The organism is Streptomyces sp. NPDC033270 (assembly GCF_055576575.1).
On sequence record NZ_JBVIRA010000002.1, the window covers coordinates 318,185 to 343,292 of the forward strand.

The 25,108-nt window shown below is 73.1% G+C and carries 23 protein-coding genes; 11 read left to right on the forward strand and 12 right to left on the reverse strand.

Annotated features, from left to right (window positions below; genetic code table 11):
- Positions 1-31: 31 nt before the first annotated feature.
- The 3 genes from ACZ5XZ_RS04895 to glgX are packed head-to-tail and all read right to left on the reverse strand — an operon-like array spanning position 32 to position 6,070.
- Complete coding sequence (locus ACZ5XZ_RS04895) at positions 32-1,921, reverse strand: ABC transporter ATP-binding protein (protein ID WP_468974681.1); 1,890 nt, start codon at positions 1,919-1,921, stop codon at positions 32-34.
- Complete coding sequence (locus tag ACZ5XZ_RS04900) at positions 1,918-3,759, reverse strand: ABC transporter ATP-binding protein (protein WP_468974682.1); 1,842 nt, start codon at positions 3,757-3,759, stop codon at positions 1,918-1,920. The genes ACZ5XZ_RS04895 and ACZ5XZ_RS04900 overlap by 4 nt, the downstream gene beginning before the upstream one ends.
- A gap of 55 nt (positions 3,760-3,814) precedes the next feature.
- A complete protein-coding gene (gene glgX, locus ACZ5XZ_RS04905; RefSeq protein WP_468974683.1) occupies positions 3,815-6,070 on the reverse strand; it encodes a glycogen debranching protein GlgX in 2,256 nt (751 codons plus the stop codon).
- A gap of 249 nt (positions 6,071-6,319) precedes the next feature.
- On the opposite strand from glgX, the gene ACZ5XZ_RS04910 reads away from it, so the two are divergent.
- The 7 genes from ACZ5XZ_RS04910 (at position 6,320) to ACZ5XZ_RS04940 (ending at position 12,946) form a co-directional block, all read left to right on the forward strand.
- A complete protein-coding gene (locus ACZ5XZ_RS04910; RefSeq protein ID WP_468974684.1) occupies positions 6,320-7,636 on the forward strand; it encodes a L,D-transpeptidase in 1,317 nt (438 codons plus the stop codon).
- Between the two features lie 192 nt (positions 7,637-7,828).
- Positions 7,829-9,070 carry a L,D-transpeptidase gene (locus ACZ5XZ_RS04915; RefSeq protein ID WP_468974685.1) on the forward strand — a complete coding sequence of 414 codons (1,242 nt, stop codon included), beginning with the start codon at positions 7,829-7,831 and terminating at the stop codon, positions 9,068-9,070.
- A 95-nt stretch (positions 9,071-9,165) separates the two neighbouring features.
- Positions 9,166-9,933: an enoyl-CoA hydratase/isomerase family protein gene (locus ACZ5XZ_RS04920; protein WP_468974686.1), complete on the forward strand. Its 768-nt coding sequence runs from the start codon at positions 9,166-9,168 to the stop codon at positions 9,931-9,933.
- A 264-nt stretch (positions 9,934-10,197) separates the two neighbouring features.
- On the forward strand, positions 10,198-10,737 hold the full coding sequence (locus ACZ5XZ_RS04925; protein WP_468974687.1) for an ATP-binding protein: 540 nt from the start codon (positions 10,198-10,200) through the stop codon (positions 10,735-10,737).
- 109 nt (positions 10,738-10,846) lie between these two features.
- Positions 10,847-11,254: a hypothetical protein gene (locus ACZ5XZ_RS04930; protein ID WP_468974688.1), complete on the forward strand. Its 408-nt coding sequence runs from the start codon at positions 10,847-10,849 to the stop codon at positions 11,252-11,254.
- A 55-nt stretch (positions 11,255-11,309) separates the two neighbouring features.
- Entirely contained in the window at positions 11,310-12,086 is a 777-nt protein-coding gene (locus tag ACZ5XZ_RS04935) for a DsbA family protein (RefSeq protein WP_468974689.1), read from the forward strand.
- Entirely contained in the window at positions 12,083-12,946 is an 864-nt protein-coding gene (locus ACZ5XZ_RS04940; protein ID WP_468974690.1) for a cytochrome c biogenesis CcdA family protein, read from the forward strand. The genes ACZ5XZ_RS04935 and ACZ5XZ_RS04940 overlap by 4 nt, the downstream gene beginning before the upstream one ends.
- Before the next feature lie 70 nt (positions 12,947-13,016).
- Here ACZ5XZ_RS04940 and dgt read toward each other — a convergent pair whose 3' ends face one another.
- The 4 genes from dgt to ACZ5XZ_RS04960 all read right to left on the reverse strand — a co-directional run bounded on the left by dgt (position 13,017) and on the right by ACZ5XZ_RS04960 (position 16,443).
- Entirely contained in the window at positions 13,017-14,342 is a 1,326-nt protein-coding gene (dgt, locus tag ACZ5XZ_RS04945) for a dGTP triphosphohydrolase (RefSeq protein WP_468974691.1), read from the reverse strand.
- A gap of 56 nt (positions 14,343-14,398) precedes the next feature.
- Complete coding sequence (locus tag ACZ5XZ_RS04950) at positions 14,399-14,749, reverse strand: hypothetical protein (RefSeq protein ID WP_468974692.1); 351 nt, start codon at positions 14,747-14,749, stop codon at positions 14,399-14,401.
- 199 nt (positions 14,750-14,948) lie between these two features.
- Positions 14,949-15,779, reverse strand: a complete 831-nt coding sequence (nadE, locus tag ACZ5XZ_RS04955) for an ammonia-dependent NAD(+) synthetase (protein WP_468974693.1) — start codon at positions 15,777-15,779, stop codon at positions 14,949-14,951.
- A gap of 109 nt (positions 15,780-15,888) precedes the next feature.
- Positions 15,889-16,443: a GH25 family lysozyme gene (locus ACZ5XZ_RS04960; protein WP_468974694.1), complete on the reverse strand. Its 555-nt coding sequence runs from the start codon at positions 16,441-16,443 to the stop codon at positions 15,889-15,891.
- Positions 16,444-16,741: 298 nt separating this feature from the next.
- Between ACZ5XZ_RS04960 and ACZ5XZ_RS04965 the strand changes: the two genes are divergently transcribed.
- Together ACZ5XZ_RS04965 and ACZ5XZ_RS04970 are read left to right on the forward strand one after the other, a co-directional pair.
- Positions 16,742-17,509: a response regulator transcription factor gene (locus tag ACZ5XZ_RS04965; protein ID WP_468974695.1), complete on the forward strand. Its 768-nt coding sequence runs from the start codon at positions 16,742-16,744 to the stop codon at positions 17,507-17,509.
- Position 17,510: 1 nt separating this feature from the next.
- Positions 17,511-19,007 (forward strand): sensor histidine kinase, encoded by a 1,497-nt coding sequence (locus ACZ5XZ_RS04970; protein ID WP_468974696.1) that lies wholly within the window; start codon positions 17,511-17,513, stop codon positions 19,005-19,007.
- Between the two features lie 46 nt (positions 19,008-19,053).
- Here the strand turns inward: ACZ5XZ_RS04970 and ACZ5XZ_RS04975 are convergent, their stop codons facing one another.
- Both ACZ5XZ_RS04975 and ACZ5XZ_RS04980 read right to left on the reverse strand, forming a co-directional pair.
- Entirely contained in the window at positions 19,054-20,043 is a 990-nt protein-coding gene (locus tag ACZ5XZ_RS04975; protein WP_468974697.1) for a M56 family metallopeptidase, read from the reverse strand.
- Entirely contained in the window at positions 20,040-20,468 is a 429-nt protein-coding gene (locus ACZ5XZ_RS04980; protein ID WP_468974698.1) for a BlaI/MecI/CopY family transcriptional regulator, read from the reverse strand. Before ACZ5XZ_RS04980 ends, ACZ5XZ_RS04975 begins: the two co-directional genes overlap by 4 nt.
- A 305-nt stretch (positions 20,469-20,773) precedes the next feature.
- On the opposite strand from ACZ5XZ_RS04980, the gene ACZ5XZ_RS04985 reads away from it, so the two are divergent.
- A complete protein-coding gene (locus tag ACZ5XZ_RS04985; RefSeq protein WP_468974699.1) occupies positions 20,774-21,478 on the forward strand; it encodes a phosphatase PAP2 family protein in 705 nt (234 codons plus the stop codon).
- Positions 21,479-21,613: 135 nt separating this feature from the next.
- Positions 21,614-21,925, forward strand: a complete 312-nt coding sequence (locus ACZ5XZ_RS04990; RefSeq protein WP_468974700.1) for a hypothetical protein — start codon at positions 21,614-21,616, stop codon at positions 21,923-21,925.
- Positions 21,926-21,995: 70 nt separating this feature from the next.
- On the opposite strand, the gene ACZ5XZ_RS04995 is transcribed toward ACZ5XZ_RS04990, so the two are convergent.
- The 3 genes from ACZ5XZ_RS04995 to ACZ5XZ_RS05005 all read right to left on the reverse strand — a co-directional run bounded on the left by ACZ5XZ_RS04995 (position 21,996) and on the right by ACZ5XZ_RS05005 (position 24,837).
- The gene (locus ACZ5XZ_RS04995) at positions 21,996-22,832 is read right to left on the reverse strand and encodes an aldo/keto reductase (RefSeq protein ID WP_468974701.1); all 837 of its coding nucleotides are present in this window, start codon (positions 22,830-22,832) and stop codon (positions 21,996-21,998) included.
- A gap of 102 nt (positions 22,833-22,934) precedes the next feature.
- On the reverse strand, positions 22,935-23,924 hold the full coding sequence (gene rfbB / locus ACZ5XZ_RS05000; RefSeq protein ID WP_468974702.1) for a dTDP-glucose 4,6-dehydratase: 990 nt from the start codon (positions 23,922-23,924) through the stop codon (positions 22,935-22,937).
- 172 nt (positions 23,925-24,096) lie between these two features.
- A complete protein-coding gene (locus tag ACZ5XZ_RS05005) occupies positions 24,097-24,837 on the reverse strand; it encodes a response regulator transcription factor (protein WP_468974703.1) in 741 nt (246 codons plus the stop codon).
- Positions 24,838-25,108 lie beyond the last annotated feature (271 nt).

The following is a 25,108-nucleotide window of genomic DNA, read 5'->3' on the forward strand; positions in this document are numbered from 1 at the left end:
TACCCCACTACCCCGCTGCCCCACCACCCCCCTACTCCACGCTGTCCCGCCAGGTGCGATGCAGCTCGGCGAACCGGCCGCGGTCGGCGATGAGCCGGGCCGGCGGGCCGTCCTCGACGATCCTGCCGTCGGCCATGACCAGGACCCGGTCGGCGATCTCCACGGTCGACAGGCGGTGGGCGATGACCAGGGCCGTGCGGCCCCGCAGGACGGTGTCCATGGCGGCCTGCACCGCTCGCTCGCCGGGGATGTCCAGGGAGCTGGTCGCCTCGTCGAGGATCAGCACGGCGGGGTCGGCGAGCAGGGCGCGGGCGAAGCCGACGAGTTGGCGCTGGCCGGCCGAGATACGGCCGCCGCGCTTGCGGACGTCGGTGTCATAGCCGTCCGGCAGAGCGGTGATGAAGTCATGGGCGCCGATGTGCTTCGCGGTGCGTTCGATCTCCTCGCGGGTGGCGTCCGGGCGGCCGATGGCGATGTTGTCGGCGACCGTCCCGGTGAACAGGAACGCCTCCTGGGTGACCATCACCACGCCCCGGCGCAGCTCGGCGGCGGACAGCTCGCGCAGATCGACGCCGTCGAGCAGCACCCGGCCCTCGGTGGGGTCGTAGAAGCGGGCCAGCAGCTTGGCGAGGGTGGACTTGCCGGCGCCGGTGGCGCCCACCACGGCGGTGGTCGTCCCGGCCGCCAGGGTCAGATCGAAGCGCGGCAGCACCTCGCCGCCCGTGCGGTAGGCGAAGCGGACACCGCGGAAGGCGACCTCGCGCCCCGGCCGGCCGCCCGCCGGGGCCGGCAGCGCGGTGGGTGCCGCGGGCTCCGGGACGGTGGCCGGCTGGGCCAGCAGGCCGGCGATCTTCTGCAGCGAGGCGGCCGCGGATTCATAGGAGTTGAGGAACATCCCGAGCCGGTCGATGGGGTCGTAGAGCCGGCGCAGATACAGCACCGCGGCGGCCAGCACGCCGAGCGCCAGGTCTCCCGTGGCCACCCGGTAGGCGCCCCACAGGACGATCGCGGCCACCGCGGTGTTCGCCACCAGCCGGGAGGTGACGACATAGCGGGCCATCTCCAGCAGCGCGTCGCCGTTGACCCGTTCGTGGCGGTGGTTGAGCCGGGCGAACGCGGCGTCGTTGAGCCGCTCGCGGCGGAACGCCTGCACCGGCCGGATGCCGTTGAGGGTCTCGGCGAACTTCACGATGAGGTCCGCCATCGCCGTGGACTTCGCGCCGTAGACGCGATGCGTGCGGCGCCGGTAGGAGCGGATGAGGAGGTACAGGGGCGCGCCGGAGACCAGGGCGGCCGCTCCGAAGCCCCAGTCCAGGACGACCAGGGTCACGGTGATGTAGACCGTCGCGAGGGCGATCGTGATCAGCTCCTGCAGCCCCTCTTCGAGGAGTTCGCGCAGCGACTCGACGTCCGTCGTGGCGCGGGAGATCAGCCGCCCGGACGTGTAGCGCTCGTGGAAGTCCAGGCTCAGCGCCTGCCCGTGCCGGAAGATCCGGCCCCGCAGGGCGAGCAGCACGTCCTGGCTGACCCGGGCGGAGAGCTGGATGAAGCCGAACTGCAGCCCGCCGGACGCCGCGGCGCACACCGCGGCTGCCAGCCCGACGGCGATCAGCGGCCCGAACGCGCCTGCTCGCACGGCCGGCACCGCGCGGTCCAGCGCATAGGCGACCAGCAGCGGCCCCGCCTGCACGGCTGCCTGCTGGAGGAGCAGCAGGACGGCCGCCGCCCAGACGCGGGGGCGGTGCGGTGCCAGCAAGGAGGCGAGGAGCGAGCGGGCGGCGCCCTTGGGGGCGGGCAGCCGGTCGTGCGCGAAGGAGTCGGCGGGCTCGGGCGTCTGCGGCTGGTGCGGTGGCTGCGGCTGATGCGGTCCCGGGCGCTCCTCGGGGTCGTCGGACGAAAGGCCGGTCGTGGCGGTCGTCATCGGGCGCCCTCTTCCCCGCCGGACATCAGCGCGGCGTACTCGGGGTTGTCCCGGAGGAGTTCGTGGTGGGTGCCGACGGCGGCGATCCGGCCGCCGGACAGCAGCGCGACCCGGTCGGCGAGCAGGACCGTGGACGGGCGGTGGGCGACCACCAGCGCCGTGGTGCCGGTCAGGACCTGGCGCAGCGCCGCCTCCACCGCGGCCTCGGTGCGCACGTCGAGGGCCGAGAGCGGATCGTCGAGGATCAGGAAGCGGGGCCGGCCGACGACGGCGCGGGCCAGGGCGAGCCGCTGCCGCTGCCCGCCGGACAGGCTCAGGCCCTGCTCGCCGACCTGGGTCGCGGCGCCCTCGGGGAGGGCGTCGACGAACCCGTCGGCCTGCGCCACCTCCAATGCCCGCCGCAGATCCGCCTCCTGGGCGTGCTCCGCGCCCATCAGGACGTTCTCCGCGGCGGTCGCCGAGAAGAGCGTCGGGTCCTCGAAGGCGACCGCGACCAGGGAGCGGGCCTCGTCCCGGCCGATCGTCGCCAGGTCGCGGCCGTCGAGGGTGATCCGGCCGGCGGTGGGGTCGTACAGCCGCGGCACCAGCGCCGTGAGCGTGGTCTTTCCGCTGCCCGTCGCCCCGACCAGCGCCATGGTCTCGCCGGGGCGGATGTGCAGCGTGACGTCCTTGAGGGTGGGCGGGCTGTCCGGCGCCGCGTCGGGGTAGCGGAACGCGACACCGGAGAAGGCCAGGCCACCGAGGGGGCCGCGGTCGCGGTCGCTCCCGTCGTCGTCGGCCCCGGCCCCGTCCTCGTCCCCGGCCCCGTCTCCTTCGTCCGTGACCGCCGGCTCGTCCATCACCTCGAAATAGCGCTCCGTGGCCGTCGCCGCCTCGCTGCTCATGGCCAGCAGGAAGCCGATCGACTCCACCGGCCAGCGCAGCGCCAGCGCGGTCGACAGGAACGCCACGAGGGTGCCCGCGGACAGCACGCCGTCGGCCACCTGGAGCGTGCCGAGCACCAGGGCGCCGCCGATCGCGATCTCCGGCAGCGCCGTGTTGACCCCCAGGATCCAGGCCAGCAGCCGCGCCTTGCGCAGCTCGGACGTACGCAGCGAGCGGGTCAGCTCCTTGAAGGCGCGGGCCTGGCTGCGGTGCCGTCCGAAGCCCTTGACGACGCGGATGCCGAGCACCGACTCCTCGACCACCGTCGTCAGGTCACCCAGCTGGTCCTGGGTGCGGCGGGCCGCGCGCCCGTACTTCGCCTCGAAGACGGAGCACAGCACCATCAGCGGCAGCACCGGCGCCAGCAGCACCAGCCCCAGCGTCCAGCGCTGGGCCAGCAGCACCACCCAGCCCACCAGGATGGTCACCCCGTTGACCAGCAGGAACGTCAGGGGGAAGGTGAGGAACATGCGCAGCATCTGCAGGTCGGTCGTGCCCCGCGACAGCAGCTGGCCCGACGGCCAGCGGTCGTGGAAGGCGACCGGCAGCCGCTGCAGACGGCGGTAGAGCGCGGCACGCATCGCCGCCTCGACCCCCGCCAGCGGGCGCGCCACCAGCCAGCGCCGCAGCCCGAACAGCAGCGCCTCCGCGACACCGAGCAGCAGCAGATATCCGCCGCCCAGCCATACCCCGCCCGTGTCGCGCGCCGCCACCGGACCGTCCACCAGCCACTTGAGCACCAGCGGAATGACCAGGCTCAGACAGGAGGCGACCACCGCCACGAACGCGGCGGTGAACAGCCGCGCCCGCACCGGGCGCACGAAGGGCCACAGTCGCAACAGCGTGCGCACTGCGGAGCGTCGGGGTAAGTCGGTCCGGTCGGTCTGGTGCGTCGTGAGCGCGGTGTCAGCCATCACCCGCGAGCGTAAGGCGCACCACTGACAACGCTCCGGTGAATTTCCGCCCGCCTCAGCCCGGCACCGCCCGGAACAGCATCACCGACCGCCCGGCGAGCGTGATCGTGCCGCCCGCCGCGTACGGCGGCTGCGCCGGCCCCGGCTGGTCCGTGCGGGCGGTGTCGACGAGGAGTTCGTACGCCCGCGCCCACGGCGGGCCGGGCAGGGTGAGCGGGCGGGGCTGGGCGGCGGCGTGCAGGACGGCGAGGAAGCTGTCGTCGACGATGCGGATGCCCCGGGCGTCGCGCTGGGAGATGTCGTTGCCGGAGAGGTACATGCCCAGGGTGGCTCCCGGGGTGTACCAGTCCTGTTCGGTCATCTCCGTCCCGTCCGCGGTGAACCAGGCCAGGTCGCGCAGACCGCCCTGCCGGTGCGGCCGTCCGGAGAAGAACGCCCGGCGGCGCAGGACGGGGTGCGCGCGGCGCAGCGCGATCAGCCGGGCGGCGAGCTCGGCCAGCGGCCGCCAGCCGGGGTCGTCCAGGAGCGACCAGTCCACCCAGCTGGTGGGGTTGTCCTGGCAGTAGGCGTTGTTGTTGCCGTGCTGGGTGCGGCCCATCTCGTCGCCGGCCACCAGCATCGGCACACCGGTGGACAGCAGCAGGGTGGTCAGCAGGTTGCGCAGCTGGCGGTGGCGCAGCGCGGTGACCTCCGGGTCGTCGGTCTCGCCCTCGGCGCCACAGTTCCACGACCGGTTGTCGTGGGTGCCGTCGCGGTTGTTCTCGCCGTTGTCGGCGTTGCGCTTGTGCTCGTAGGTGACCAGGTCGCGCAGGGTGAAGCCGTCGTGCGCGGTGATGAAGTTGACCGAGGCGTACGGGCGGCGGCCGCCCCATGCGTAGAGGTCGCTGGAACCGGAGAGCCGGTAGCCCAGGTCGCGTACGTCGTGCTGGGCGCCGCGCCAGAAGTCGCGGACGGTGTCGCGGTAGCGGTCGTTCCACTCCGTCCACAGGGGCGGGAAGGCGCCGACCTGATAGCCGCCGGAGCCCACGTCCCACGGTTCGGCGATGAGTTTGACCCGGCGCAGTACGGGGTCCTGGGCGATCACGGCGAGGAAGGGGGAGAGCATGTCCACGTCGTGCATGGAGCGGGCCAGCGCCGCCGCCAGATCGAAGCGGAAGCCGTCCACGCCCATCTCGGTGACCCAGTAGCGCAGCGAATCGGTGATCAGTCGCAGCACCTGGGGCTGGACGACGTGCAGGGTGTTGCCGCAGCCGGTGTAGTCGGCGTAGCGCCGGGCGTCGCCCGCCAGACGGTAGTAGCCGCGGTTGTCGATGCCCCGCAGGGAGAGCGTCGGCCCCAGCTCGCCAGCCTCCGCGGTGTGGTTGTAGACGACGTCGAGGATCACCTCGATACCGGCGTCGTGCAGCGCCCGCACCATCCGCTTGAACTCGCCGACCTGCTGCCCGCGGGTGCCGGTGGCGGCGTAGCCGGCGTGCGGCGCGAAGTAGCCGATGGAGTTGTAGCCCCAGTAATTGCGCAGCCCCCGGCGCACCAGATGGTCCTCGTGGGCGAACTGATGGACCGGCAGCAGCTCGACGGCGGTGACGCCGAGCCGGACCAGGTGCTCCAGTGCGGCCGGGTGCGCCAGGCCCGCGTAGGTGCCCCGCAGATGCTCGGGGATACCGGGGTGGCGCATCGTGAAGCCGCGCACATGCAGCTCGTAGAGGATGGAATCCGGCCAGGGCGTCTTGGGGCGCCGGTCGTCGCGCCACTCGTCCTCGCCGCCCTCGTCCCCGGTGTCCCCACCGACCACGACACCCTTGGGGACGTAAGGGGCGGAGTCCCGGTCGTCGCGTACGGTGTCCGCGATCTGCTGCTGCGGCCAGTCGCGGACGTGCCCGTAGAGCCGGGCGGGCAGTGCGGCGCCGTCGCCGGCCGGCTCCGTACACGTCCCGAAGTCGCCGTCCACGGCCCTGGCATACGGGTCCAGCAGCAGCTTCGCGGGGTTCCAGCGGGCGCCGCTCCACGGGTCCCAGCGGCCGTGCACCCGGTAGCCGTAGCGGTGGCCGGGGCGGATACCGGGCAGGAAGCCGTGCCAGATCTCATGGGTCAGCTCGGTGAGCGGATGGCGCGTCTCACGCTCCTCCTCGTCGAACAGACACAGCTCCACGGCCTCGGCACCGCCCGCCCACAGGGCGAAGTTGGTGCCCACGACGCCGTCGGGCCCGGTGCGGTAGCGGGCCCCCAGTGGCGTCGGGCTGCCGGGGCGGACGTCCGATGGTGGGGCGAGTGGTTCGTCCGCCACCGCCTCCTGCTCGGGTGCGCTCGACACGTGCCGGCCTCCTGCGGCTCATGGCTCGGTCGGGCGGTCCCCACCGGAGGGCGCCCCAGCGGCAGCTGGGGCGCCCCGGCCGTGCGTGTGTCTCCGCCCTCCCCGTTGTTCTTCCCGCAACCGGGCGTTGCCTCACGCTTCCCGGCGTGGCGGCTCATTGTTCTGTCCATGCCTTGCTGGGAGATGTCCCTGACATTCCGTTACGCGGCATACCTCCCGACCCGGGGATCATCCGTCACAATCCGGTATATGACCGTCCATCACCAGGGCCGAGCAGGAGACCGAGCGACGAGCCGCGGCGGTGTCCGTGTGCGGGCCCGGATGCCGGCCCGGGTGCGGGACCGGTCGGGCCGCCGGGGCGGTTCCCGTACCACGCGCCGGCTGCGGGCCGCGCTCGCCGCCGTGGCCGGGCTCGCCGGAGCGGTGGCGCTGGCGGGCTGCGCGGACTCGGTGCTGTTCGACAGCGGCACCCCGCGCACCGTGGAGGAGATGATCCGCATCGTCCCGCACGACGGCGCCCACGGCGTCCGGACCGACGGGCGGTTCGAGATCCGGGTGCCGCAGGGCCGGCTGGAGCGGGTGGAGGTCAGCCGCGACGGGGACGCCGGCCGGCAGTCCGTCGCCGGACGGATCTCCTCGGACGGCACGGTCTGGCGCCCGGCCCCCGGTCCGCTCCAGCCCGGTGCGCAGTACACCGTCGACGCGGTGGCGCTGGACGAGGCGGGGCACCGCGCGGCCCGCCACACCACCTTCACCACGGCCGTGCCCGCCCGGCGCGTCATCGGCCGCTTCTCGCCCCCGAGCGACACCACGGTCGGCACCGGCCTGATCTTCTCGATGGTCTTCAGCCGGCCGGTCACCGACCGGGCGGCCGTCGAACGGGCCGTCCAGGTGAGCGCCCGGCCCGCCGTACCGGTCTCCGGCCACTGGTTCGGGCACCGGCGGCTGGACTTCCGGCCCCGCGAGCGCTGGCGGCCGGGCACCGAAGTCACCGTGCAACTGCGGCTGCGCGGGGTGAAGGCCGGACCGGACACCTACGGCACACAGCACCGCACCGTCCACTACCGGGTGGGCCGGGACCAGGTCAGCACCATCGACGCCGCGCGGCACACCATGACCGTGCGGCGCGACGGCCGGGTGGTGGCGGTGCTGCCGGTCACCGCGGGCGACGCCCAGAACCCCACGTACAACGGGCGGATGGTGATCCTGGAGCGCCATTCGGTGACCCGGATGGACGGCGACACCGTCGGCTTCGGCAGCGAGTACGACATCGCGGACGTGCCGCACGCCATGCGCCTCACCAGGTCCGGGACCTTTCTGCACGGCAACTACTGGGCGCGTCCCGAGGTCTTCGGCGGCAGAAACACCAGCCATGGCTGCGTGGGCCTCAGGGACATCAAGGGCGGTGGCCGCGGCACCCCGGCGGGCTGGTTCTTCGGCCAGTCGATCGTCGGCGACCTGGTGGTGGTCCACAACTCCCCGGAGCGCACGGTCGCACCCGACAACGGCCTGGGCGGCTGGAACATGCCGTGGGAGCAGTGGCGGGCCGGTTCGGCGCTGGGCTGACCGGGGCCGGGGCCCCTGGGCGCGCGCACGCGTTCGCGAGTACCCCCGAGCCACCCTCGCACTTGGGACTGAACGGTGACATCCGCGGGGAGTTCACTGTCACCGCGGTGTGGTTACCTAACGGCAAGTGCGCGGCTGCGGGCAGACGCGTGCGGGCGACCGCGGGCCGTGCGAGGGGGAAAGGGGCCGATCGTGAACGTCCAGCCGAATCCGGGGGTGCCGGCTCACCGGCGCCGGTGGCCACGCGGGGGCCGGGGCCCGCTCACACTTCTGCTCGGTGCGACGCTACTGCTGGTGAGCGCGTGCGGCGGGGACGACACCGACGACCGCGGACCGGCCGGCAAGGCGGGCGGGGACAAGGCCGCCTCCCGGGCCGCGGTGACGATTGCGCCCAAGGACGGCTCGGACGACGTCGCCACCAGCGGCGCGCTGGAGGTGACCGCCAAGAACGGCCGGCTCACGTCCGTACGGGTCAAGGACGGCAAGGGCAACGAGGTCGACGGGAAGATATCCGGCGACGGCGCCCAGTGGCGGCCCAGCGGCCATCTGGGCGCCTCGACGGAGTACACCGTCGACGCGGTCGCGGTGGACCGCCAGGGCCGGGAGGCCGCCGAGCACGCCGGCTTCACCACCCTCGTCCCCAAGAACACCTTCATCGGCCGGTACAGCCCCGAGAACGGCCAGCGGGTCGGCGTCGGGATGCCGGTCTCGATCCACTTCACCCGCGGCATCACCTCCCCCAAGGCCGTCGAGGACGCCATCAGGGTCACGGCCCGGCCGTCGGTCCCGATCGAGGGCCACTGGTTCGGCAACGACCGGCTCGACTTCCGCCCCGAGAAGTACTGGGCACCGGGCACCAAGGTCACCCTCAAGCTCGACCTCGACGGCGTCGAGGGCCGGCCCGGCGTCTACGGCACCCAGGCCAAGGAGGTCTCCTTCACGATCGGCCGCAGCCAGGTGAGCACGGTCGACGCCAAGTCGAAGCAGATGACCGTGGTCCGCGACGGCAAGAGGGTCAAGACCATCCCGATCACGTCGGGCGCGCCGGGCACCGAGACCTACAACGGCAAGATGGTGATCAGCGAGAAGCACGTGGTGACGCGGATGAACGGCGACACCGTCGGCTTCGGCGGCGAGTACGACATCAAGGACGTACCGCACGCCATGCGGCTGAGCACGTCCGGCACGTTCATCCACGGCAACTACTGGTCGGGCCGGCCGACGTTCGGCACGCGCAACGCCAGCCACGGCTGTGTGGGCCTGTTCGACCAGCGGGGCGGCGGCGACGGGTCCACCCCGGCGGCCTGGTTCTTCCGCAACTCCCTCGTCGGCGATGTCGTCGTGGTCCAGAACTCGCATGATGAAACGATCCAGCCCGACAACGGCTTCAGCGACTGGAACATGTCCTGGGAGCGGTGGAAGGCCGGCCCGTAGGGGCGGGCGCGCCGCATGACCCGTTGGGGGCCCGGTCCCGCACTGTGACCAAGTGCACCGGGCCCCACTTCGTTAACGGGGACTAACCTTCCACCATGACTGTGAATCTCGAGGTCGCCGACGGCGTCGGCACCATCCGCCTGGACCGCCCGCCGATGAACGCACTGGACATCGCCACCCAGGACCGGCTGCGCGAGCTGGCCGAAGAGGTCACCCGCCGCGACGACGTGCGCGCCGTCGTCATCTGGGGCGGCGAGAAGGTGTTCGCGGCCGGCGCGGACATCAAGGAGATGCAGGCCATGGACCACACGGCCATGGTCCTGCGCTCCAAGGCCCTGCAGGACTCGTTCACCGCCGTGGCCCGGATCCCCAAGCCGGTGGTCGCCGCGGTCACCGGCTACGCGCTCGGCGGCGGCTGCGAGTTGGCGCTCTGCGCCGACTTCCGGATCGCCGCCGACAACGCCAAGCTCGGCCAGCCGGAGATCCTGCTCGGCCTCATCCCGGGCGCCGGCGGCACACAGCGGCTGGCCCGCCTGGTGGGCCCCTCCAAGGCCAAGGACCTCATCTTCACCGGCCGCCACGTGAAGGCCGAGGAGGCGCTCACGATCGGCCTGGTCGACCGGGTCGTGCCGGCCGCCGAGGTCCACGCGCAGGCGCACGCCTGGGCCGCGCGGCTGGCGGCCGGTCCCGCGCTGGCCCTGCGCGCCGCGAAGGAGTCCGTCGACGCGGGCCTGGAGACGGACATCGACACCGGGCTAACGGTGGAACGCAACTGGTTCGCGGGGCTGTTCGCGACCGCGGACCGGGAGATCGGGATGCGCAGCTTCGTCGAGGAGGGGCCCGGCAAGGCCAAGTTCCTCTGAAACCTCTGGTGTTGGCGGGACGAATGAGGTTTGGCCGGGACCAGATGCCTCGTGTGGGCGAATTGCGGAAAACTTAATTGCGCCTTAAGGCAGCCTTGTTGACAGGTCGTGCCAAGCCTGCGCAGGTCGAGTGTCATCGCAGGTCAGGGCGTAAGTCCCGGAACCTTAACTGTCGTTGGCATATGTCCCGCAGGGGGTCCGGAACCGGCGATTCCGGGCAAAGGATTCCGCCGGTTCCGCCCCCGTGACCGCCAAGTAGCAGCCATGATGGGGGGCATGGCGGGCCTCGAAGGAATGGAGCAGCCGCGGCCGCGGAGCGATCCGGCCGCCGCACGGTGGGGCATCCCCGGTGCGGACCGGAGACCGGCTCCGGCCCCCTGCGGCCCGGCGTCCGCGGCACTCGACCTCGTCGGCGACCCGAACATCGGCGAGGTCCGGCTGCCCTCCCGCCCCCAGTCCGCCGGCATCGCCCGCCGGCTGACCGCCGCCGTACTCCTGCGGCAGTGGTCCCTGACGCCCCAGCTCGCCGAGCACGCCGTCCTGCTCGTCTCCGAGCTCGTCGGCAACGCCGTGCGCCACACCGGCGCCCGCACCTTCGGACTGCGGATGCTGCGCCGCCGCGGCTGGATCCGCATCGAGGTGCGCGACCCGTCCCGCGGCCTGCCCTGTCTCATGCCCGTCCAGGAAATGGACACCAGCGGCCGGGGCCTCTTCCTCGTCGACAAACTCTCCGACCGCTGGGGCGTGGACCTGCTGCCCCGAGGCAAGACCACCTGGTTCGAGATGCGGGTCACCGACCGCTGAGCAGCGGCCTTCGCGCGCCTGCGGCCGCGCGCCGGTCGCGGCTCCGGTCATCCGGCGACGGTCCGTAGGATGGGTTGCTCATACGCGCGGACGGTAGGGAGGGAGGGACATGCACGCCATGCGCCGGTCGGCTGCGATGACGTTGCTGCTCCTCCTCGCGGTGGCCTTCGGGTCGCTGCTGTGCCGGGCCGGCGGGGACCAGGCCCGGGCGGGCGGCCGCGCCGCCGGCGCCGAACGGGTGTGGCACGCCGTCGCCCAGGAGAGCCGGGCCGTCGACGGCCGGGCCGATGTCCCGGTGGCCGACGCGCCCAAGAGGTGCTCGGACCGGCACGCGCCCGGCCCCGAGGAGTCCGCCCCGCCGCCCGCGTCGCACCGCGGTGAGCCACTGGCCCCCGCGACCGTCGGCCCGGGGCCGCTCGCCGCCGATTTGCCCGCGCAGTTCGCGCTCGCCCGGCCGCCGACGGACGGCGCGTCCGCCGTCGACCACACCGCGCTCCTCCCCGTACTGCGGATCTAGGCCGCTCCCCGACGCACAAGGCCGCATTCCCTCTTCGTACGTCTGGAGCTTCCGCATGCCCACTTCCGCCTCACCCACCCGCAAACTCGCCGCCGTAGGCGCGGTCGTCGCCCTCGTCGTGGCCGTGATCGCCATCGGCATCGCCGTAGGCAAGGCCGTCGAGGGCGGCCGCGACACCGGCCGCCCCGGCGCATCGGGGGCCGCCGCCTCCAGCGGCTCCCAGGGGGACGCCGCACAGCAGAAGATGTTCGACGACCTCGCCGAGAAGACCAGCCGGCGGACGGCCGGCGATCCGTTGGCGGTCGGCAAGAAGGACGCCCCGGTGGTCCTGGTCGAGTACGCCGACTACGCGTGCTCGTTCTGCGGCCGCTTCACCCGCGAGACCCAGCCGGACCTGATCAAGAAGTACGTCGACGCGGGCACCCTGCGGATCGAGTTCCGCAACTTCCCCGTCTTCGGCGCCGACTCCGAGCGGGCCGCCCGCGCGTCGTGGGCCGCCGGGCAGCAGGGCAGGTTCTGGCAGCTGCACGACACGCTGTACGCCAAGAGCCGCAAGGGCAGCGACCTGGCCGAGGACAAGCTCGTCGAGCTGGCCCGCGCCAGCGGTGTGCCGGACATCGACAGGTTCCGTACGGACCTGGGCAGCGCGGGCGCCGAGCGCGCGCTGAAGAAGGACCAGGACGAGGGCTACCGGCTCGGCGTGCAGTCCACGCCGTCCTTCCTGGTCAACGGGCGGCCGATCAGTGGTGCCCAGCCCACCGAGGTCTTCGCGCAGGCCGTCGAGGACGCCGCGGCGAAGGCGGGTGCGAAGGGCTCGGGGGCCGGAGAGTGACCACCGACATCGGCTACCTCGCGGCGTTCCTGGGCGGGGCGCTCGCCCTGCTCAGCCCGTGCAGCGCGCTGCTGCTGCCGGCGTTCTTCGCGTACTCCCTCGCCACTCCGGGCCGGCTGCTGGCCCGCACCGGGGTGTTCTACCTCGGGCTGGCCACCACGCTCGTGCCGCTCGGGGCGGCCAGTACGGCGGCCAGCCGGCTGTTCAACGGCCACCGCGAACTGCTGATCGCCGTCGGCGGCTGGGTCGTCATCGCGATGGGCCTCGCCCAGATACTGGGCCTGGGCTTCGCCTCCCGGCGCGCCCAGGCGGCGGCGGCCAGGATCACCCCCCGCTCCGCCGTCTCCACCCTCCTCCTCGGCTGCGTCTACGGCCTGGCCGGCTTCTGCGCCGGCCCGATCCTGGGCGCGGTGCTGACGGTGACCGCGGTCAGCGGGAACGCCGTGTACGGGGCCTCGATGCTCGCCGTGTACGCGCTGGGCATGGCACTGCCGCTGTTCGTCCTGGCACTGCTGTGGGACCGCTTCGAGCTCGGCACCCGGGGCTGGCTGCGCGGCCGGGAACTCCGCCTGGGCAGGCTGCGGCTGCACACCACCTCGCTGCTGTCCGGGGTCTTCTTCATCGGCATCGGCGTGCTGTTCCTGCGCTTCAACGGGACCAGCGCGCTGCCCGGGATCCTCGACGCGGACACCGAGTTCCGGGTCGAGGAATGGGCGAGGCGGATCGGCAACGGCGTACCGGACTATGTGCTGATCGCGGTGGGGGCGCTGCTGGTCGCCGGGGTGCTGGGGCGGATCGCGCTGCGGCAGGAGCGCAAGCCGCGCGACGGGGCCGAGCAGCCGCGGGCCGGCGCGGAGTAGCCGCGGTCCGGGGCGGGCGGCGGCGGTCCGGGGGACCGGTGTCCGTCCGCGTCCCCCGGACCGCCCCGCCTCACCGCCACACGTTGTCGCTCACCGAGCCCAGGCCCGTGCCGGACAGCCGCCGGTGCAGGGCCAGCGCCTGGTCCTCGGTGAGCGAGGCGACATGGTCGGCCGCGGCACGCAGCCGGTCGCCGTGCAGCGCCAGCTCCTCGGCGCGGTCCGGCGGCAGCAGTTCGGGGGCGTCATGGCTCCAGCGCAGCAGCTCGCCGACGATCCGTCGTTTGCCGTGCTGCTGGGTGGCCAGCGCGGGCCGGTCGATGACATAGCACCACACCAGCTCCTTGAGCAGATCGCAGGCGGCCCGCCGCTCCGGCGGGATCACCAGCCGCGCCCCGTAGCGGATCGCCGCCGCGCCGCCCACCTCCAGCTCGATCCCCCGGGTGAAGTACGAGATCAGATCGGCGGTGCGGCGGTTGACCGCGACCGCGTCCTCCTGGCTGCCGCTGTACGGGGCGGGCACCGCGAGCCGTTTGCCGATGTCCGCCATCAGCATCAGCGCCGCCTCGCGGTCGAAGGCCTCACCCGACCGCGCCCGCTTGGCCTGCACATAGTCCAGGAAGCGGCGGGTCTCCCGCTCGGTCTCGCCGCCCGCGGCACCGTCCGGCGGAAAGAGCGCGGCCAGCGGGATCAGTCCCGTGCGGTAGAAGTCCTCGACGTCGTGGCAGGCGTAGGTGACGTCGTCCGCCCAGTCCATGACCTGCTCCTCGACCGGTACGGCGAGATCCGTGCGGCCGGCCCGCACCCAGGAGAACGCCTCCCGGTCGGCGACGTACACGCCCCACTTCACATGCCGCGCCGGATCCTGGTCGACCGGTGCCCGCTCCCACGGGTACTTCGTGGCGGCGTCCAGGCAGGCACGGGTCAGATGCAGTCCGCGATGGCCCGGGTACTTGTGGGCGGCGAGGAAGGTCAGCACCCGCAGGGTCTGGGCATTGCCCTCGAAGCTGTCCAGCACGCCGTCGGCGAAGTGCAGCTCGTCCATCGTGGTGCGCAGCGCCATTTCGCCGGCGTGCCCGAAGGGCGGATGGCCGATGTCATGGGCCATGCACGCCGCCTCGACGAGCGCCGGGTTGGGGCCGCCGTACCGGCGCTCCAGCCGCTCCGCCATCCGGCGGCCGAGCTGGGCGACCTTCATCGAATGCGTCAGCCGGGTGTGGTACGCGCCCAGCTCGGCGCTCGCCACGACCTGGCTCTTGCCGGCCAGCGCCCGCCACTGCGTCGAGTACAGGATCCGGTCCACGTCGTGCTCGAACCCGGACCGCTGCCCGTCGTCGGGCACCCGTCGGCGCAGGGAGTGCTGTTCAAGGTCCTCATCGCTGTATGTGGCAGGTCGCATGCGCGGATGGTAGCCCCGCCCGGCCGCGGGGGCGTCCGAGCGGCGGGGGACACCCCCTAGGCGCTGAGCCGCCGCCAGCGCGGGTGCGGGCGGGGGTGCGGCCGGATGTGCGGGTGGTGGGCGTCGGCCCGGCGCCGGCGGTCGTTGCAGAGCAGGCACTTGCCGTATCCCGGCGGGAGGGGGTCCTCCGGATCGCCGTACAGCGGGTCGACCGCGCCGCCCGGATGGAGGGCGCAGCCGGTCGGGCCGGTCTCGGCGCCCAGCGAGCTGGCGGCGGTCAGCGCTTGCCGGAGGACGTCGACGAGCTGGTCCGCGCCCTGCCGGGTCGGCGCGGACTGCAGAGCGGAGGCAAGGTCGGAGGCGGTGGTCAGCGCGGTCTGGAGTTCGCGCAGGTTTGCGTAACCCATGTCCTGGAGCGTAGGCGGACCCACTGACAGTTGATCTTTCGATCTCACTTCGCGGCTTCCCATGGCCGCATGCATGCCCGCCCCGGCCCATGATTTAGCACCGCGACGGTGACCGTCCCCTTGCCGGCTCATGACATGTCGGGTGGGGCGCCCGGTCGCCGGTGGACCACCAGGCGACCAGGCGTCCCGCACCCACGTCTCAGGGCGCGATCGGCAGGGCCCGCTTGTGCTCCGTGAGGCGGTAGCGGCGGACGATGGCCGCGAAGGCGGTGGCCTCGACCGGCTCGCCCTCCAGGAAGTCGTCGATCTGGTCGTAGCTCACGCCGAGCGCGTCCTCGTCGGGCTTGCCCGGGTCGAGCGTCTCCAGGTCGGCGGTCGGCACCTTCGTCACCAGCTCCCCGGGGGCGCCCAGCACGGCCGCCACGGCGCGCACCCGGCGCTTGGTGAGCCCCGTCAGCGGTACGACGTCGGCCGCGCCGTCACCGAACTTGGTGAAGAACCCGGACACCGCCTCGGCCGCGTGGTCGGTGCCCACGACCAGGCCGTCGTGGGCACCCGCGACCGCGTACTGCGCGATCATGCGCTGGCGGGCCTTGATGTTGCCCTGGACGAAGTCCTGGTGGTGGGCGTCGCGGAAGGTCAGTCCGCCGTCCAGCGCGGCCTGCAGCGCCGCGTCGCTCGCCGGGCGGATGTCGACGGTCAGCTCCCGGTCGGCGCGGATGAACTCCAGCGCCCGCTGGGCGTCCTTCTCGTCCGCCTGGACGCCGTACGGCAGCCGCATCGCGTAGAACGTCGCCTCGTGCCCGGAGGCGCGGGCCCGCTCCACGGCCAGCTGGCAGAGCCGGCCGGTGGTCGTGGAGTCCACGCCGCCGCTGATCCCCAGCACCAGCGAGCGCAGGCCCGTGGAGGTCAGCCGCTCTGTGAGGAAGGCCACCCGGCGCTCGATCTCCTGCTCGGCGTCGAAGGACGCGGTCACCTGGAGATCCCGGGCGATCTCCTGCTGCAGGGCCTTGGACGCCGGGTCGCTCACGACTTGCTCCTCTTGTTCTCCCGTCGTGCCGCGTGGTGTGCGGCACGGCCTGTTGCCTGGTGCGTACGCGCGGTTCCTGGATGACGTGAATCCGCGTGCCGGTAGGAAATTATGCCGGGTGCGCCCACTTCTTCAGGGCGGCCTTGCTGGAGAAATCCGCCACGTCCTTGTCCAGCGGCCGGTCGGTGTACTGGTGGATGCGCCACTTCGCCTTGATCCGGGGGTGCCCGGCGGAGACGTAGTCGGCGATCCACAGGCCGTCGGCCGCGTAGGAGGTGGTGTCGTGGTTCAGCCAGAAATCGCGGTTGCAGTAGAGCATCACGCGGTGCGTGGGGCGGAGCTTCTTCACCTCGACCAGGAACTGGTCCTTCTGTGCATTGCTCGCATAGGTGCCCTCGCCGGTGCGCTCCCAGTCGCAGGCCAGGATGTCGCCCTGGACCGACGCGCACTTCTCGACGAAATACCGGGCCTGGGCGGCGATATTTCCCGGCCACAGAAAGTGGTAGAAACCGACCACGCAGCCTGCTTTACGGGCCTTTGCGGCCTGACCGTTCTGGTGCGGATTGATGTAGGAACGGCCTTCGGTGGCCTTGACGAAAACGAAGTCCAGTCCCTCCGTGGAATACGAGGTGTTGTAGGAGCTGACATCGACACCGTGCAGCATGAACGGCCTCCTGCCGATCGGACCTGCGGATTCGAAGCGCCAACTGGTCGAACTGGTCTCTGCGTTACGTTCTGTGTGCCCCGTGCGATGCGGTTTTGTTCCCGTTCGTGCCGTCCAGTTCGTTCCAGCAGTTCAGCATGCTCGCCAGTCAGGACGCCAGATCGTGGTCGGGAAGTTCCTTACGGCACAGGCGTATTGAGGGTGCGGAGGAAATCCGCCGGCGGCTTCGGCCGGCCGCGGACCGGTGCCGCCGCGCCCGGCCCGCACCGCGCCCCTGGGCCCTTGGCAGACTTGCCGGGTGACCCGTTCCGTACTGCTCGCCGAGGACCACCGGCCCATCCGCACCGCACTGGCGCGCGCCCTGACCCTGGAGGGGTATCAGGTCACCGCCGTCGCCGACGGCATCCAGGCGCTCGCCGCCGCGCACCGCGAGCGGCCGGACGTGATCCTGCTGGACGTGATGATGCCGGGCATCGACGGGCTGCAGGTGTGCCAGGCACTGCGGGCCGAACGGGACCGCACCCCGATCCTGATGCTCACCGCCCGGGCCGGGACGGCGGACCGGATCGCCGGTCTGGACGCCGGGGCCGACGACTATGTGGTCAAGCCGTTCGAGGTCGAGGAGGTCTTCGCCCGGCTGCGGGCGCTGCTGCGGCGGACGGCGGCGCGGGCGGAGGGCGGCGCCGACGCGCCCGACGACGCCGAGGCCGCCGCCGGCACCGAGGCGGCGGCAGGCGGGGCGGCGGATGCCCCGGCGCCCGGCGGCGGGATCGTCGAGGCGGCCGATCTGCGGATCGACGGACCCTCGCGCCGCGCCTGGCGCGGCGGGCGGGAGCTGGAGCTGACCCGGACCGAGTTCGCACTGCTGGAGCTGCTCGCCCGGAACGCCGGGACCGTGCTGGACCACTCCACGATCTACGACCGGATCTGGGGCTACGACTTCGGGCCGGGCTCGAAGAACCTCGCGGTGTACGTGGGCTATCTGCGGCGCAAGGTCGACGTCCCGGGCAGCCGGCCGCTGATCCACACCGTGCGCGGTGTCGGCTACGTCCTGCGGGCGGACTGAGGTGTCCCGACCATGGCGGCACGGCCGTCCGGCCGGCTGGCCGCGCACCCGTGAACCCGCCAGTCTGCGCACCGCCTTCGCGGTGTCGTTCGCCACCGGGGCCGCGGCGGTCAGCGTGCTGGTCGGAGGTCTGAGTTACGACGCGGCGGCCCGGCTGGTGCGGGTGGACGAGAAGTCGGTGTTCTCCGAGGTCGTACGGGATCTGCGCACACAGGTCCGGGAGAAGCCGTACGGGCCCGGCGACTACGCCGGCTCCCGCCCCGACCGCGACGGGCCGCGCGACGACCTCACCCGGCCCACCCGTACGGAGGTGCAGATCCTGGGCGCCGGCGGCCGGATCGTGGAGCCGGGGAGCCCGGCCCTGCCCGTCGGCGCCGCGGAGCGCCGGATCGCCATGGACGAGCGGGCCGGCGCGCACACCGGGCGCGAGGCGGACCTCGGCGACGGGGAGTACCACGTCGCGACCGTCGCGCTCGGCGGCGGCCGCGGGGCCGTCCAGGTCGCCCGGAAGTCCAGTGGGACCGAGGAACTGCTCTCCGCGCTCCAGCACCGCACCGCCCTGCTGGCGGCCGCGGTCATCGCGCTGTCCGGTGCGGCCGGCTGGTGGCTGGCACGCCGGATCACCGGCCGGCTGGTGCGGTTGACCTCGGTCGCCGAGAGCGTGGCCGAGCACGGGCGGCTGGACGTCCCGGTGCCGGTGGCGGGGCGCGACGAGGTGGCCCGGCTGGGGCGGGCCTTCGACGACATGCTCGGGCGGCTGGCCGGCGCCGTGCAGGACCAGCAGCGGCTCGTCCAGGACGCCGGCCATGAGCTGCGCACCCCGCTGACCTCGCTGTGCACCAACATCTCGCTGCTCAAGCGGTTCGACGAGCTGCCGCCGGACGCCCGAGAGGAGCTGCTCACCGACCTGGCGGGCGAGGCCAGGGAGCTGAGCGGTCTGGTCAACGAACTGGTCGACCTGGCGGCCGGACAGCGCGCCGACGATCCGCTGTCCGAGGTGTGCCTGGCCGAGGTCGCGCACAAGGCGGCGGCCTCGGCCCGTCGTCGCACCGGCCGCGAGATCACCGTACGGAGCCTGCGTCCGGCGGTGGTGGAGGGGCGGTCCGCCGCGCTGAACCGGGCGCTGAGCAATCTGCTGGAGAACGCCGCGAAGTTCGACGCGGGCGGGACGGAGCCGATCGAGGTCGTGGTCACCGGCGCCCGTATCGAGGTCCTCGACCGCGGCCCCGGCATCGCGGAGGCCGACCTGACCCGGGTCTTCGACCGCTTCTACCGGTCTCCGGCCGCACGCGGCCTGCCCGGCTCCGGTCTGGGCCTGGCCATCGTCCACGAGATCGCCACCGCCCACGGCGGCCATGCCTTCGTCACCCACCGCCCGGGCGGCGGCGCCGTCCTGGGCTTCACGGTGGGCAGAGGGAAGGGGGCGGGCACGGGGGTCGGCGCGGGCGCGCGCCCCCGGACCGGTCCGCCGCCGGCGGCGCGGAGCATCCGGAGGTGACCGGGTGTCGGAGCGACCGGGCAGCGGGCTGTGCCCCGGTCGCCGCTCAGCGCGCCGTCGACTGCCCCTGGGCCGACTGCCCCTGGGCCGGCTGGGCCTGGGCCACCTCCACCGTCTCGTGCAGGTCGGCGGCGGCGTCCAGGGCGGCGGCCGCGGACAGGGAGACGCAGACGAGCAGGGCCGCGGCGATCAGCCGGCGGCCGCGCGGGCCGGTCCGTATCGGAGGGTGGCCGGGCGGGCGGCCGGGGGCCAGCAGGGCGGCGACCCGGCGCGGCACGGGGCCGGCCGTGGCGGCGAGGAGCGTGCGGGGGCGGTGCGGCGCCGGGGCGTAGGGACGGGCGGCGAGGGCGGCGCGGCCGATGGCGCGGGCGGTGACCCGGCGGTCGCCCACCTGGGCCGCCGACTCGTCCGCCCAGCGCTCCAGCGCATAGCCGAGCGGTGCGCGCAGCGAGCGGAGCAGCGGATGGCAGGCCGCGGCGAGCGCGGCCGTGAGCAGGAAGAGATGGTGCCGCCCCGCGAGATGGGCGCGCTCATGGGCCAGCAGCGCCTCCCGCTCGGCGGGTTCCAGCGCCCGCAGCATGCCGTCGGTGACCACCACCCGGCCCGGCCGGCCCGGCAGGGCGTACGCGTCGGGCGCGGCGTCCGGGAGCACGCACAGGTCGCCGCGGACGGGGTGGGCGTCGGTGGCCCGCCGGGCCGTGCGCAGCTCGGTGTGGTGCCGGCGGGCGCGGTCCGCGACGGCGATCGCGCAGAGGGCGAGCAGCGCGCCGGCGAGGCAGGCCGCGGGGATCGACACGGCGGGATCGCCGCCGAGCAGCGGCAGGGAGAGATGGCCCAGGGCGGCGACCGGGGGCAGCCGCAGCGCTCCGGCGGCCAGCAGCAGGCCCAGTGCCACGGTCGTGCAGCCGGCCAGGGCGAGGGAGCAGCCGGCCAGCAGCCAGGCCGCGGTGCGCGGCGGCAGCGACTCGGCCAGCCGGCGGGCGGCCGGCACCGCGACCAGCGGCACCAGCAGCGGAATCCACACGGCGACGATCACGGCGCGCCCCCGGGGCCCGACCCGGACCCGGCACCCGGGCCCGCCGGACCGGCGTCCTTGGCCCCCTCCAGCAGGGAGCGCAGCAACTGCTCGTCCTCATCGGTCAATTGGGAGACGAAGCGGGCGAGCGCGGTGCCGCGGTCGTCCTGCTTGTCCAGCTCGCTGCGCATCCGCCGGGCGGTCAGCCCCGCGGAGTCCTGTATGGGCGAGTACGCGAAGCCGCGGCCGACCCGGGAGCGGGAGACCGCACCCTTGTCGTGCAGCCGGGTCAGGATCGTCGTCACGGTCGTGCGGGCCAGCCGGCCGCCCAGAGCGCTCTGCACCTCGGTGGGGCTCAGCGGCCCCTCGGCCGCCCAGAGCGCCGCGAGCACGCTCGCCTCCAGCTCGCCCGAGGGGCGCCGCTGGGCGGGTGATGTCTCCGACATGGAAGGCCCTTCACCGGTTCGTCGTCTACAGTGCCGTAGACCGTCTACGGGGCTGTAGTCGGTCGGGCCGGCCGCTCGACAGGCCCGCAACCCATTATGGGAGGGGCCACCGACATGGCCGCAGCCGCCACATCCGCGCAGGTGAGGGGCCCGCTCACGGGCGCCGCCCGGTCCGTCGGCGGCCTCGGCGCCGGCGCGCCGCCCGCGCCCTGCGGCGCCCTGAATCCGCCCGCCGGCCCCACCGTCCGCACCACTCGGCCGCACCCCCAGGCGGCCCCGCGGTGACGGCGCCGGGGCAGGGTCCGGTGGCGGAGCCGCAGCCGCGTCCGGTACCGGGCCCGCGCCCCGGTACCGGCCCGCTGCTCGCCGTCGCCGCGGTCTGCGCGGCGCTCTTCGCCGCCGCGGCCGTCATCGTCTCCGTACGTCACGGCGCCCCCTTCGCCCCCGAACGGGCCGCCGTCCGCTGGTCCGTGGCGCACCACGGGGAGCCGGCGCTGTCGCTGGCCCGTGCGCTGACGGACACCGGGAGCGGCCCGATCCCGTATCTGGCGGCCGCGCTCGGGGGGCTGCTGGCCGGCCGGGGCACGCTCGGCCGGATCCGCGCGGTCGCCTGCGCCGTCGTCGTCCTCGCCGTGGGCCAGGCGATCCGTTTCGGCCTGATGCGGCTGCTCATCCGCCCCCGCCCACCGGTCACCGACTGGGCCCAGGCCGCTTCCGGTTACGCCTTCCCCTCGGGCCACGCCACCACCGCGGCGCTGGTGGCCGGGATCCTGGCCTGGGGCATCGCGCGCCGCGCCCGCCCCGCGGTCGCCCGCACCTGGTGCGCGGTGCTCGCCGTCTGGGCCGCCGGGGTCGGCCTCACCCGCGTCTACCTGGGCGTCCACTGGCCCGTCGACGTCCTCGCCGGCTGGTTCCTGGCCGCCGCCCTGCTTGCCCTCGCCCTGCTCCTGGAGCCGTACGCCGTCCCCCGCCCGGACCCGAAGCCGCCCGCCATTCCCATGAACAGCTGACGATCGGTCCAGGTCTTCCCCAAGGCGGCATGGACGTCGCCCGCACCGAGCACCACTGTCCTGGGAGCCGGGACCGACGCGATCGAGCCACCGGCACCGCTACGGCCCGTACCGCCGCACCAGGGGGACATGCGCATGAACCAGCCGTTCGACGCCGCCATCCCGCACCCGCCGGCCGGCGAGAGCGCCGCGCCGCCGGCACGCCGCCACCGCCGCTGCCCGGCCGCCGCCGCCAAGGACCCCGCCCCGTGCGAGGGGCCGCACGACGCCGCCACCATCGTCGACCGGCACGGAAAGGAGGTCGCCGGCTGCGTCCAGCACTGCGCCCGCCTCCTGGCCGGCCTCGAAGGCGCCCGCGTCCACCCCTTCGTCCCCGCGCACCACGCCCTGGACATCTACTCCAGGGCCCGTGAACTCCCGCCCTTCGCCTGGGAGATCGGCAGGTAGACCGGCCTAGGGCCGGTCCGATGGGTCAAGGTCGGACGGGCCCTGGGCCGGAGGGCCGGCGCGGCGTTGCTCACTGCGGCTGGAGCCGGTCGAGCCGCTGCCACTGATCCTTGGTCATCCGCAGGTCCGCCGCGGCGACGTTCTCCTCCAGGTGGTCGATCGAGCCGGTGCCGGGGATCGGCAGCACGACCGGCGAGCGGTCGAGCAGCCAGGCGAGCGAGACCTGTGCCGCCGTGGCGCCGAGTTCGGCCGCCACGGCGGCGATCTCGTCGGCCGCCGAGGTCGTCGAGGGGTGGACCGGCCGCCAGGGCAGGAAGGCGATGCCCGCCGCGGCACAGGCGTCGAGCACGGCCTCGTGCTCGCGATCGAGCATGCTGTAGCGGTTCTGCACGCTCACCACGTCGATGATCTTCCGGGCCGCTTCGAGCTCGGAGACGGTGACCTCGGACAGCCCGAGATGGCCGATCTTCCCCTGGAGCTGGAGTTCCCGCAGCGCCCCGAGCTGGTCGGCGAGCGGCACCTGCGGATCGATGCGATGGAGCTGGAGGAGTTCGAGGCGCTCGACCCGCAGCCGGCGCAGGCCCTCCTCGACCTGCTCCCGCAGGAACTCCGGCCGGCCGTGGGCCGCCGCTTCGCGGTCGGCGGTCGGCGGTGCGATCCCGACCTTCGTCGCGACGAGCAGGTCGTCCGGGTAGGGGTACAGCGCCTCGGCGAGCAGCTCCTCGTTGGCACCCCACCCGTACAGATGCGCGGTGTCGATCAGCGTGACACCCAGCTCGACGGCGCGCCGGGCCACGGCGAGGGAGGTCTCCCGGGCCGGTCCGGGAGCGGTGGGCAGGCGCATCGCCCCGAACCCCAGCCGCCGAACGGTGCGCTCGCCGCCGATGCTGAACGTGCTCGATGCCATAGGTCGGTTCTGTCCCTCGCCTGCGGTCGTTCGTGATCACAGCATCAACTGCCCACGATATCAACGGCGTTGAACGGCGATCATGGCTTGTGTGTCGCCCGCTTACGCCACGGCGTCGGTGCGGGGTGTCCTGAGCGGCTCCCACCAGTCGCGCCGGTCGACGTACCACTGGACGGTGGCGGCGAGACCGTCCTCGAACGAGATGCCGGGCGCGTAGCCGAGGCCGCGCAGCCTGGCGTCCGACAGGGAGTAGCGGCGGTCGTGGCCCGGCCGGTCGGCGACCCGCTCGACGCGGCCCCAGTCGGCACCCACCGCCTTCAGCAGGCGCTCGGTCAGCGTGTTGTTGGTCAGCTCGGCGGTGCCCGCGATGTGGTAGACCTCCCCGGGCCGGCCGTGCTCGACGACGGTGTGGATGCCTCGGCAGTGGTCGTCCACATGGATCCAGTCGCGGACGTTTCGCCCGTCCCCGTAGAGCGGCACCGAACCCCCGTCGAGCAGGGTGGTCACGAAGAACGGGATGATCTTCTCCGGATACTGGTACGGCCCGTAGTTGTTGCCGCAGCGCGTGATCGACACCGGCAGGCCGTGGGTGCGGGCGTAGGCGAGGGCGATCAGGTCGCCGCCCGCCTTGGCGGCCGCATAGGGCGAGTTGGGCGCGAGCGGTGCCGACTCCTCCCAGGAGCCCTCGTCGATGCTCCCGTACACCTCGTCGGTCGATACCTGGACGACCCGTTCCACGCCCGCGTCCAGACACGCCTGCATCAGCGTCTGGACACCCTGCACATTGGTCCGCACGAACTCGTCCGCACGGGCGATGGAGCGGTCGACATGCGACTCCGCCGCGAAGTTGAGCACCACCCGGTGGCCGGGGACCAGCGAGGCGAGCAGTCCGGCGTCGCAGATGTCGCCGCGTACGAACGTGTGCCGGCCCCCGACCGGCGCCAGGTTGGCCGGGTTCCCCGCGTAGGTGAGCTTGTCCAGGACGGTGACCTCGGCGTCCTCCCACCCCGGATACGCCCCGCCCAGGAGCGAGCGCACATAGTTCGATCCGATGAAACCGGCCCCGCCGGTGACGAGAACGCGCTGCGCCATGCCTCGAACCGTTCCTTCCCTGCTGATCGGCGCCGTCCGGCCGGCTCGCGCCGCGGCCATCTCGAACTGTAGGCCGACGCCGCGAGGCATGCATCGGCCCTGACCAGCGCCGTAGGGAACGGGCGCGATGGTGCCACTGCTGCCCGGCGCGGTGACGGCCGGGCAGCAGCCGTCATGCCGCTTGGTTGTGCCGAACCGCGTAGACCGCGGCCTGGGTCCGACCGGACACGTTGAGCCGGGCGAAGATCGCTTGCATGTGGTTCTTGACGGTCTTCTCCGTGATACCGAGTGCCCGAGCTATGTGGCGGTCCGTCATGCCGTCGGTCAGCAGGGCGAGAACTTCGAGCTGGCGCGGTGTCAGGGCGCTGGAGGGAGACTTCTCGCCAGCCGGTTCACCGCCGCGATCGATCGTCACTCTCCCCTGAGGAGCGCGGGTGGTACGAGCCTCTGCTCGTCGCGGACGCGGGCGCGTCGCCGTCGAGTCCTGAGCGACGAGGATATCTGTCTGCTGTTCGGTCAGAGGGTGTGTGCGGTCGCTATTTTGCGCAGCCATCCGTGTCTTCTTTCCCCCGTGGTCGAATGGACGGTTCCGCGCCCGGTCGGCTCCGAGAGGAGGCCCCAGGCCCGGTAGTAACCACGCCGACTGTATCGAGATCGAACTCGGGAGAGGGGGGTAGCTATCAAGATTAGGCAGGTAGCTGCCAAGATTTTGGCGGCAGTTGGTCCGAGAATCTTTGAGTCGGCGTTCTTGCTGGTCGCGGCTGGGTGGGTTGTTCCCGGCGGCGGTCAGGACCTCGGCGCGGACGGCGTCGACGGCGTGGGTGTGTCCGTGGTGGACGTCATGTGGAGTGTGCCAGGCGCCCCGGACCGAGCCGAGCAGCCCGGTCAGCTCGGTGATCGCCTCGTCGATCACGGTGTCGGCTCGCTCCCGCTGCTCGGGCTGCCGGTCGCGAGTTGCCCCAGCAGCGCGGAGAGTTTTCCCTGCACCTCGATCACCGCCCGACCGGCTTGGCCAGAGCCTCACGAGCCCCCGCGTCACGCCGGGAACGCCACGCCGCGATCAGCGACGTGCAGAGGCCCTCGCGGCGCAGCAGAACGCCCCTACCTGCCTTGTTGAGTGACGCGTACTCCTGCAGGATCCGGGCTTTATAGGCGGCCGATTACGTTCGTGACCTGGCCTTCGT

Coding starts and splice junctions, on each gene's coding strand:
- ACZ5XZ_RS04895 (WP_468974681.1), bottom strand. CDS start 1,921: ATGACGACCGCCACGACCGGCCTTTCGTCCGACGACCCCGAGGAGCGC.
- ACZ5XZ_RS04900 (WP_468974682.1), bottom strand. CDS start 3,759: ATGGCTGACACCGCGCTCACGACGCACCAGACCGACCGGACCGACTTA.
- ACZ5XZ_RS04910 (WP_468974684.1), top strand. CDS start 6,320: ATGACCGTCCATCACCAGGGCCGAGCAGGAGACCGAGCGACGAGCCGC.
- ACZ5XZ_RS04920 (WP_468974686.1), top strand. CDS start 9,166: ATGACTGTGAATCTCGAGGTCGCCGACGGCGTCGGCACCATCCGCCTG.
- ACZ5XZ_RS04925 (WP_468974687.1), top strand. CDS start 10,198: ATGATGGGGGGCATGGCGGGCCTCGAAGGAATGGAGCAGCCGCGGCCG.
- ACZ5XZ_RS04930 (WP_468974688.1), top strand. CDS start 10,847: ATGCACGCCATGCGCCGGTCGGCTGCGATGACGTTGCTGCTCCTCCTC.
- ACZ5XZ_RS04935 (WP_468974689.1), top strand. CDS start 11,310: ATGCCCACTTCCGCCTCACCCACCCGCAAACTCGCCGCCGTAGGCGCG.
- dgt (WP_468974691.1), bottom strand. CDS start 14,342: ATGCGACCTGCCACATACAGCGATGAGGACCTTGAACAGCACTCCCTG.
- ACZ5XZ_RS04950 (WP_468974692.1), bottom strand. CDS start 14,749: ATGGGTTACGCAAACCTGCGCGAACTCCAGACCGCGCTGACCACCGCC.
- ACZ5XZ_RS04960 (WP_468974694.1), bottom strand. CDS start 16,443: ATGCTGCACGGTGTCGATGTCAGCTCCTACAACACCTCGTATTCCACG.
- ACZ5XZ_RS04980 (WP_468974698.1), bottom strand. CDS start 20,468: ATGTCGGAGACATCACCCGCCCAGCGGCGCCCCTCGGGCGAGCTGGAG.
- ACZ5XZ_RS04990 (WP_468974700.1), top strand. CDS start 21,614: ATGAACCAGCCGTTCGACGCCGCCATCCCGCACCCGCCGGCCGGCGAG.
- ACZ5XZ_RS04995 (WP_468974701.1), bottom strand. CDS start 22,832: ATGGCATCGAGCACGTTCAGCATCGGCGGCGAGCGCACCGTTCGGCGG.
- rfbB (WP_468974702.1), bottom strand. CDS start 23,924: ATGGCGCAGCGCGTTCTCGTCACCGGCGGGGCCGGTTTCATCGGATCG.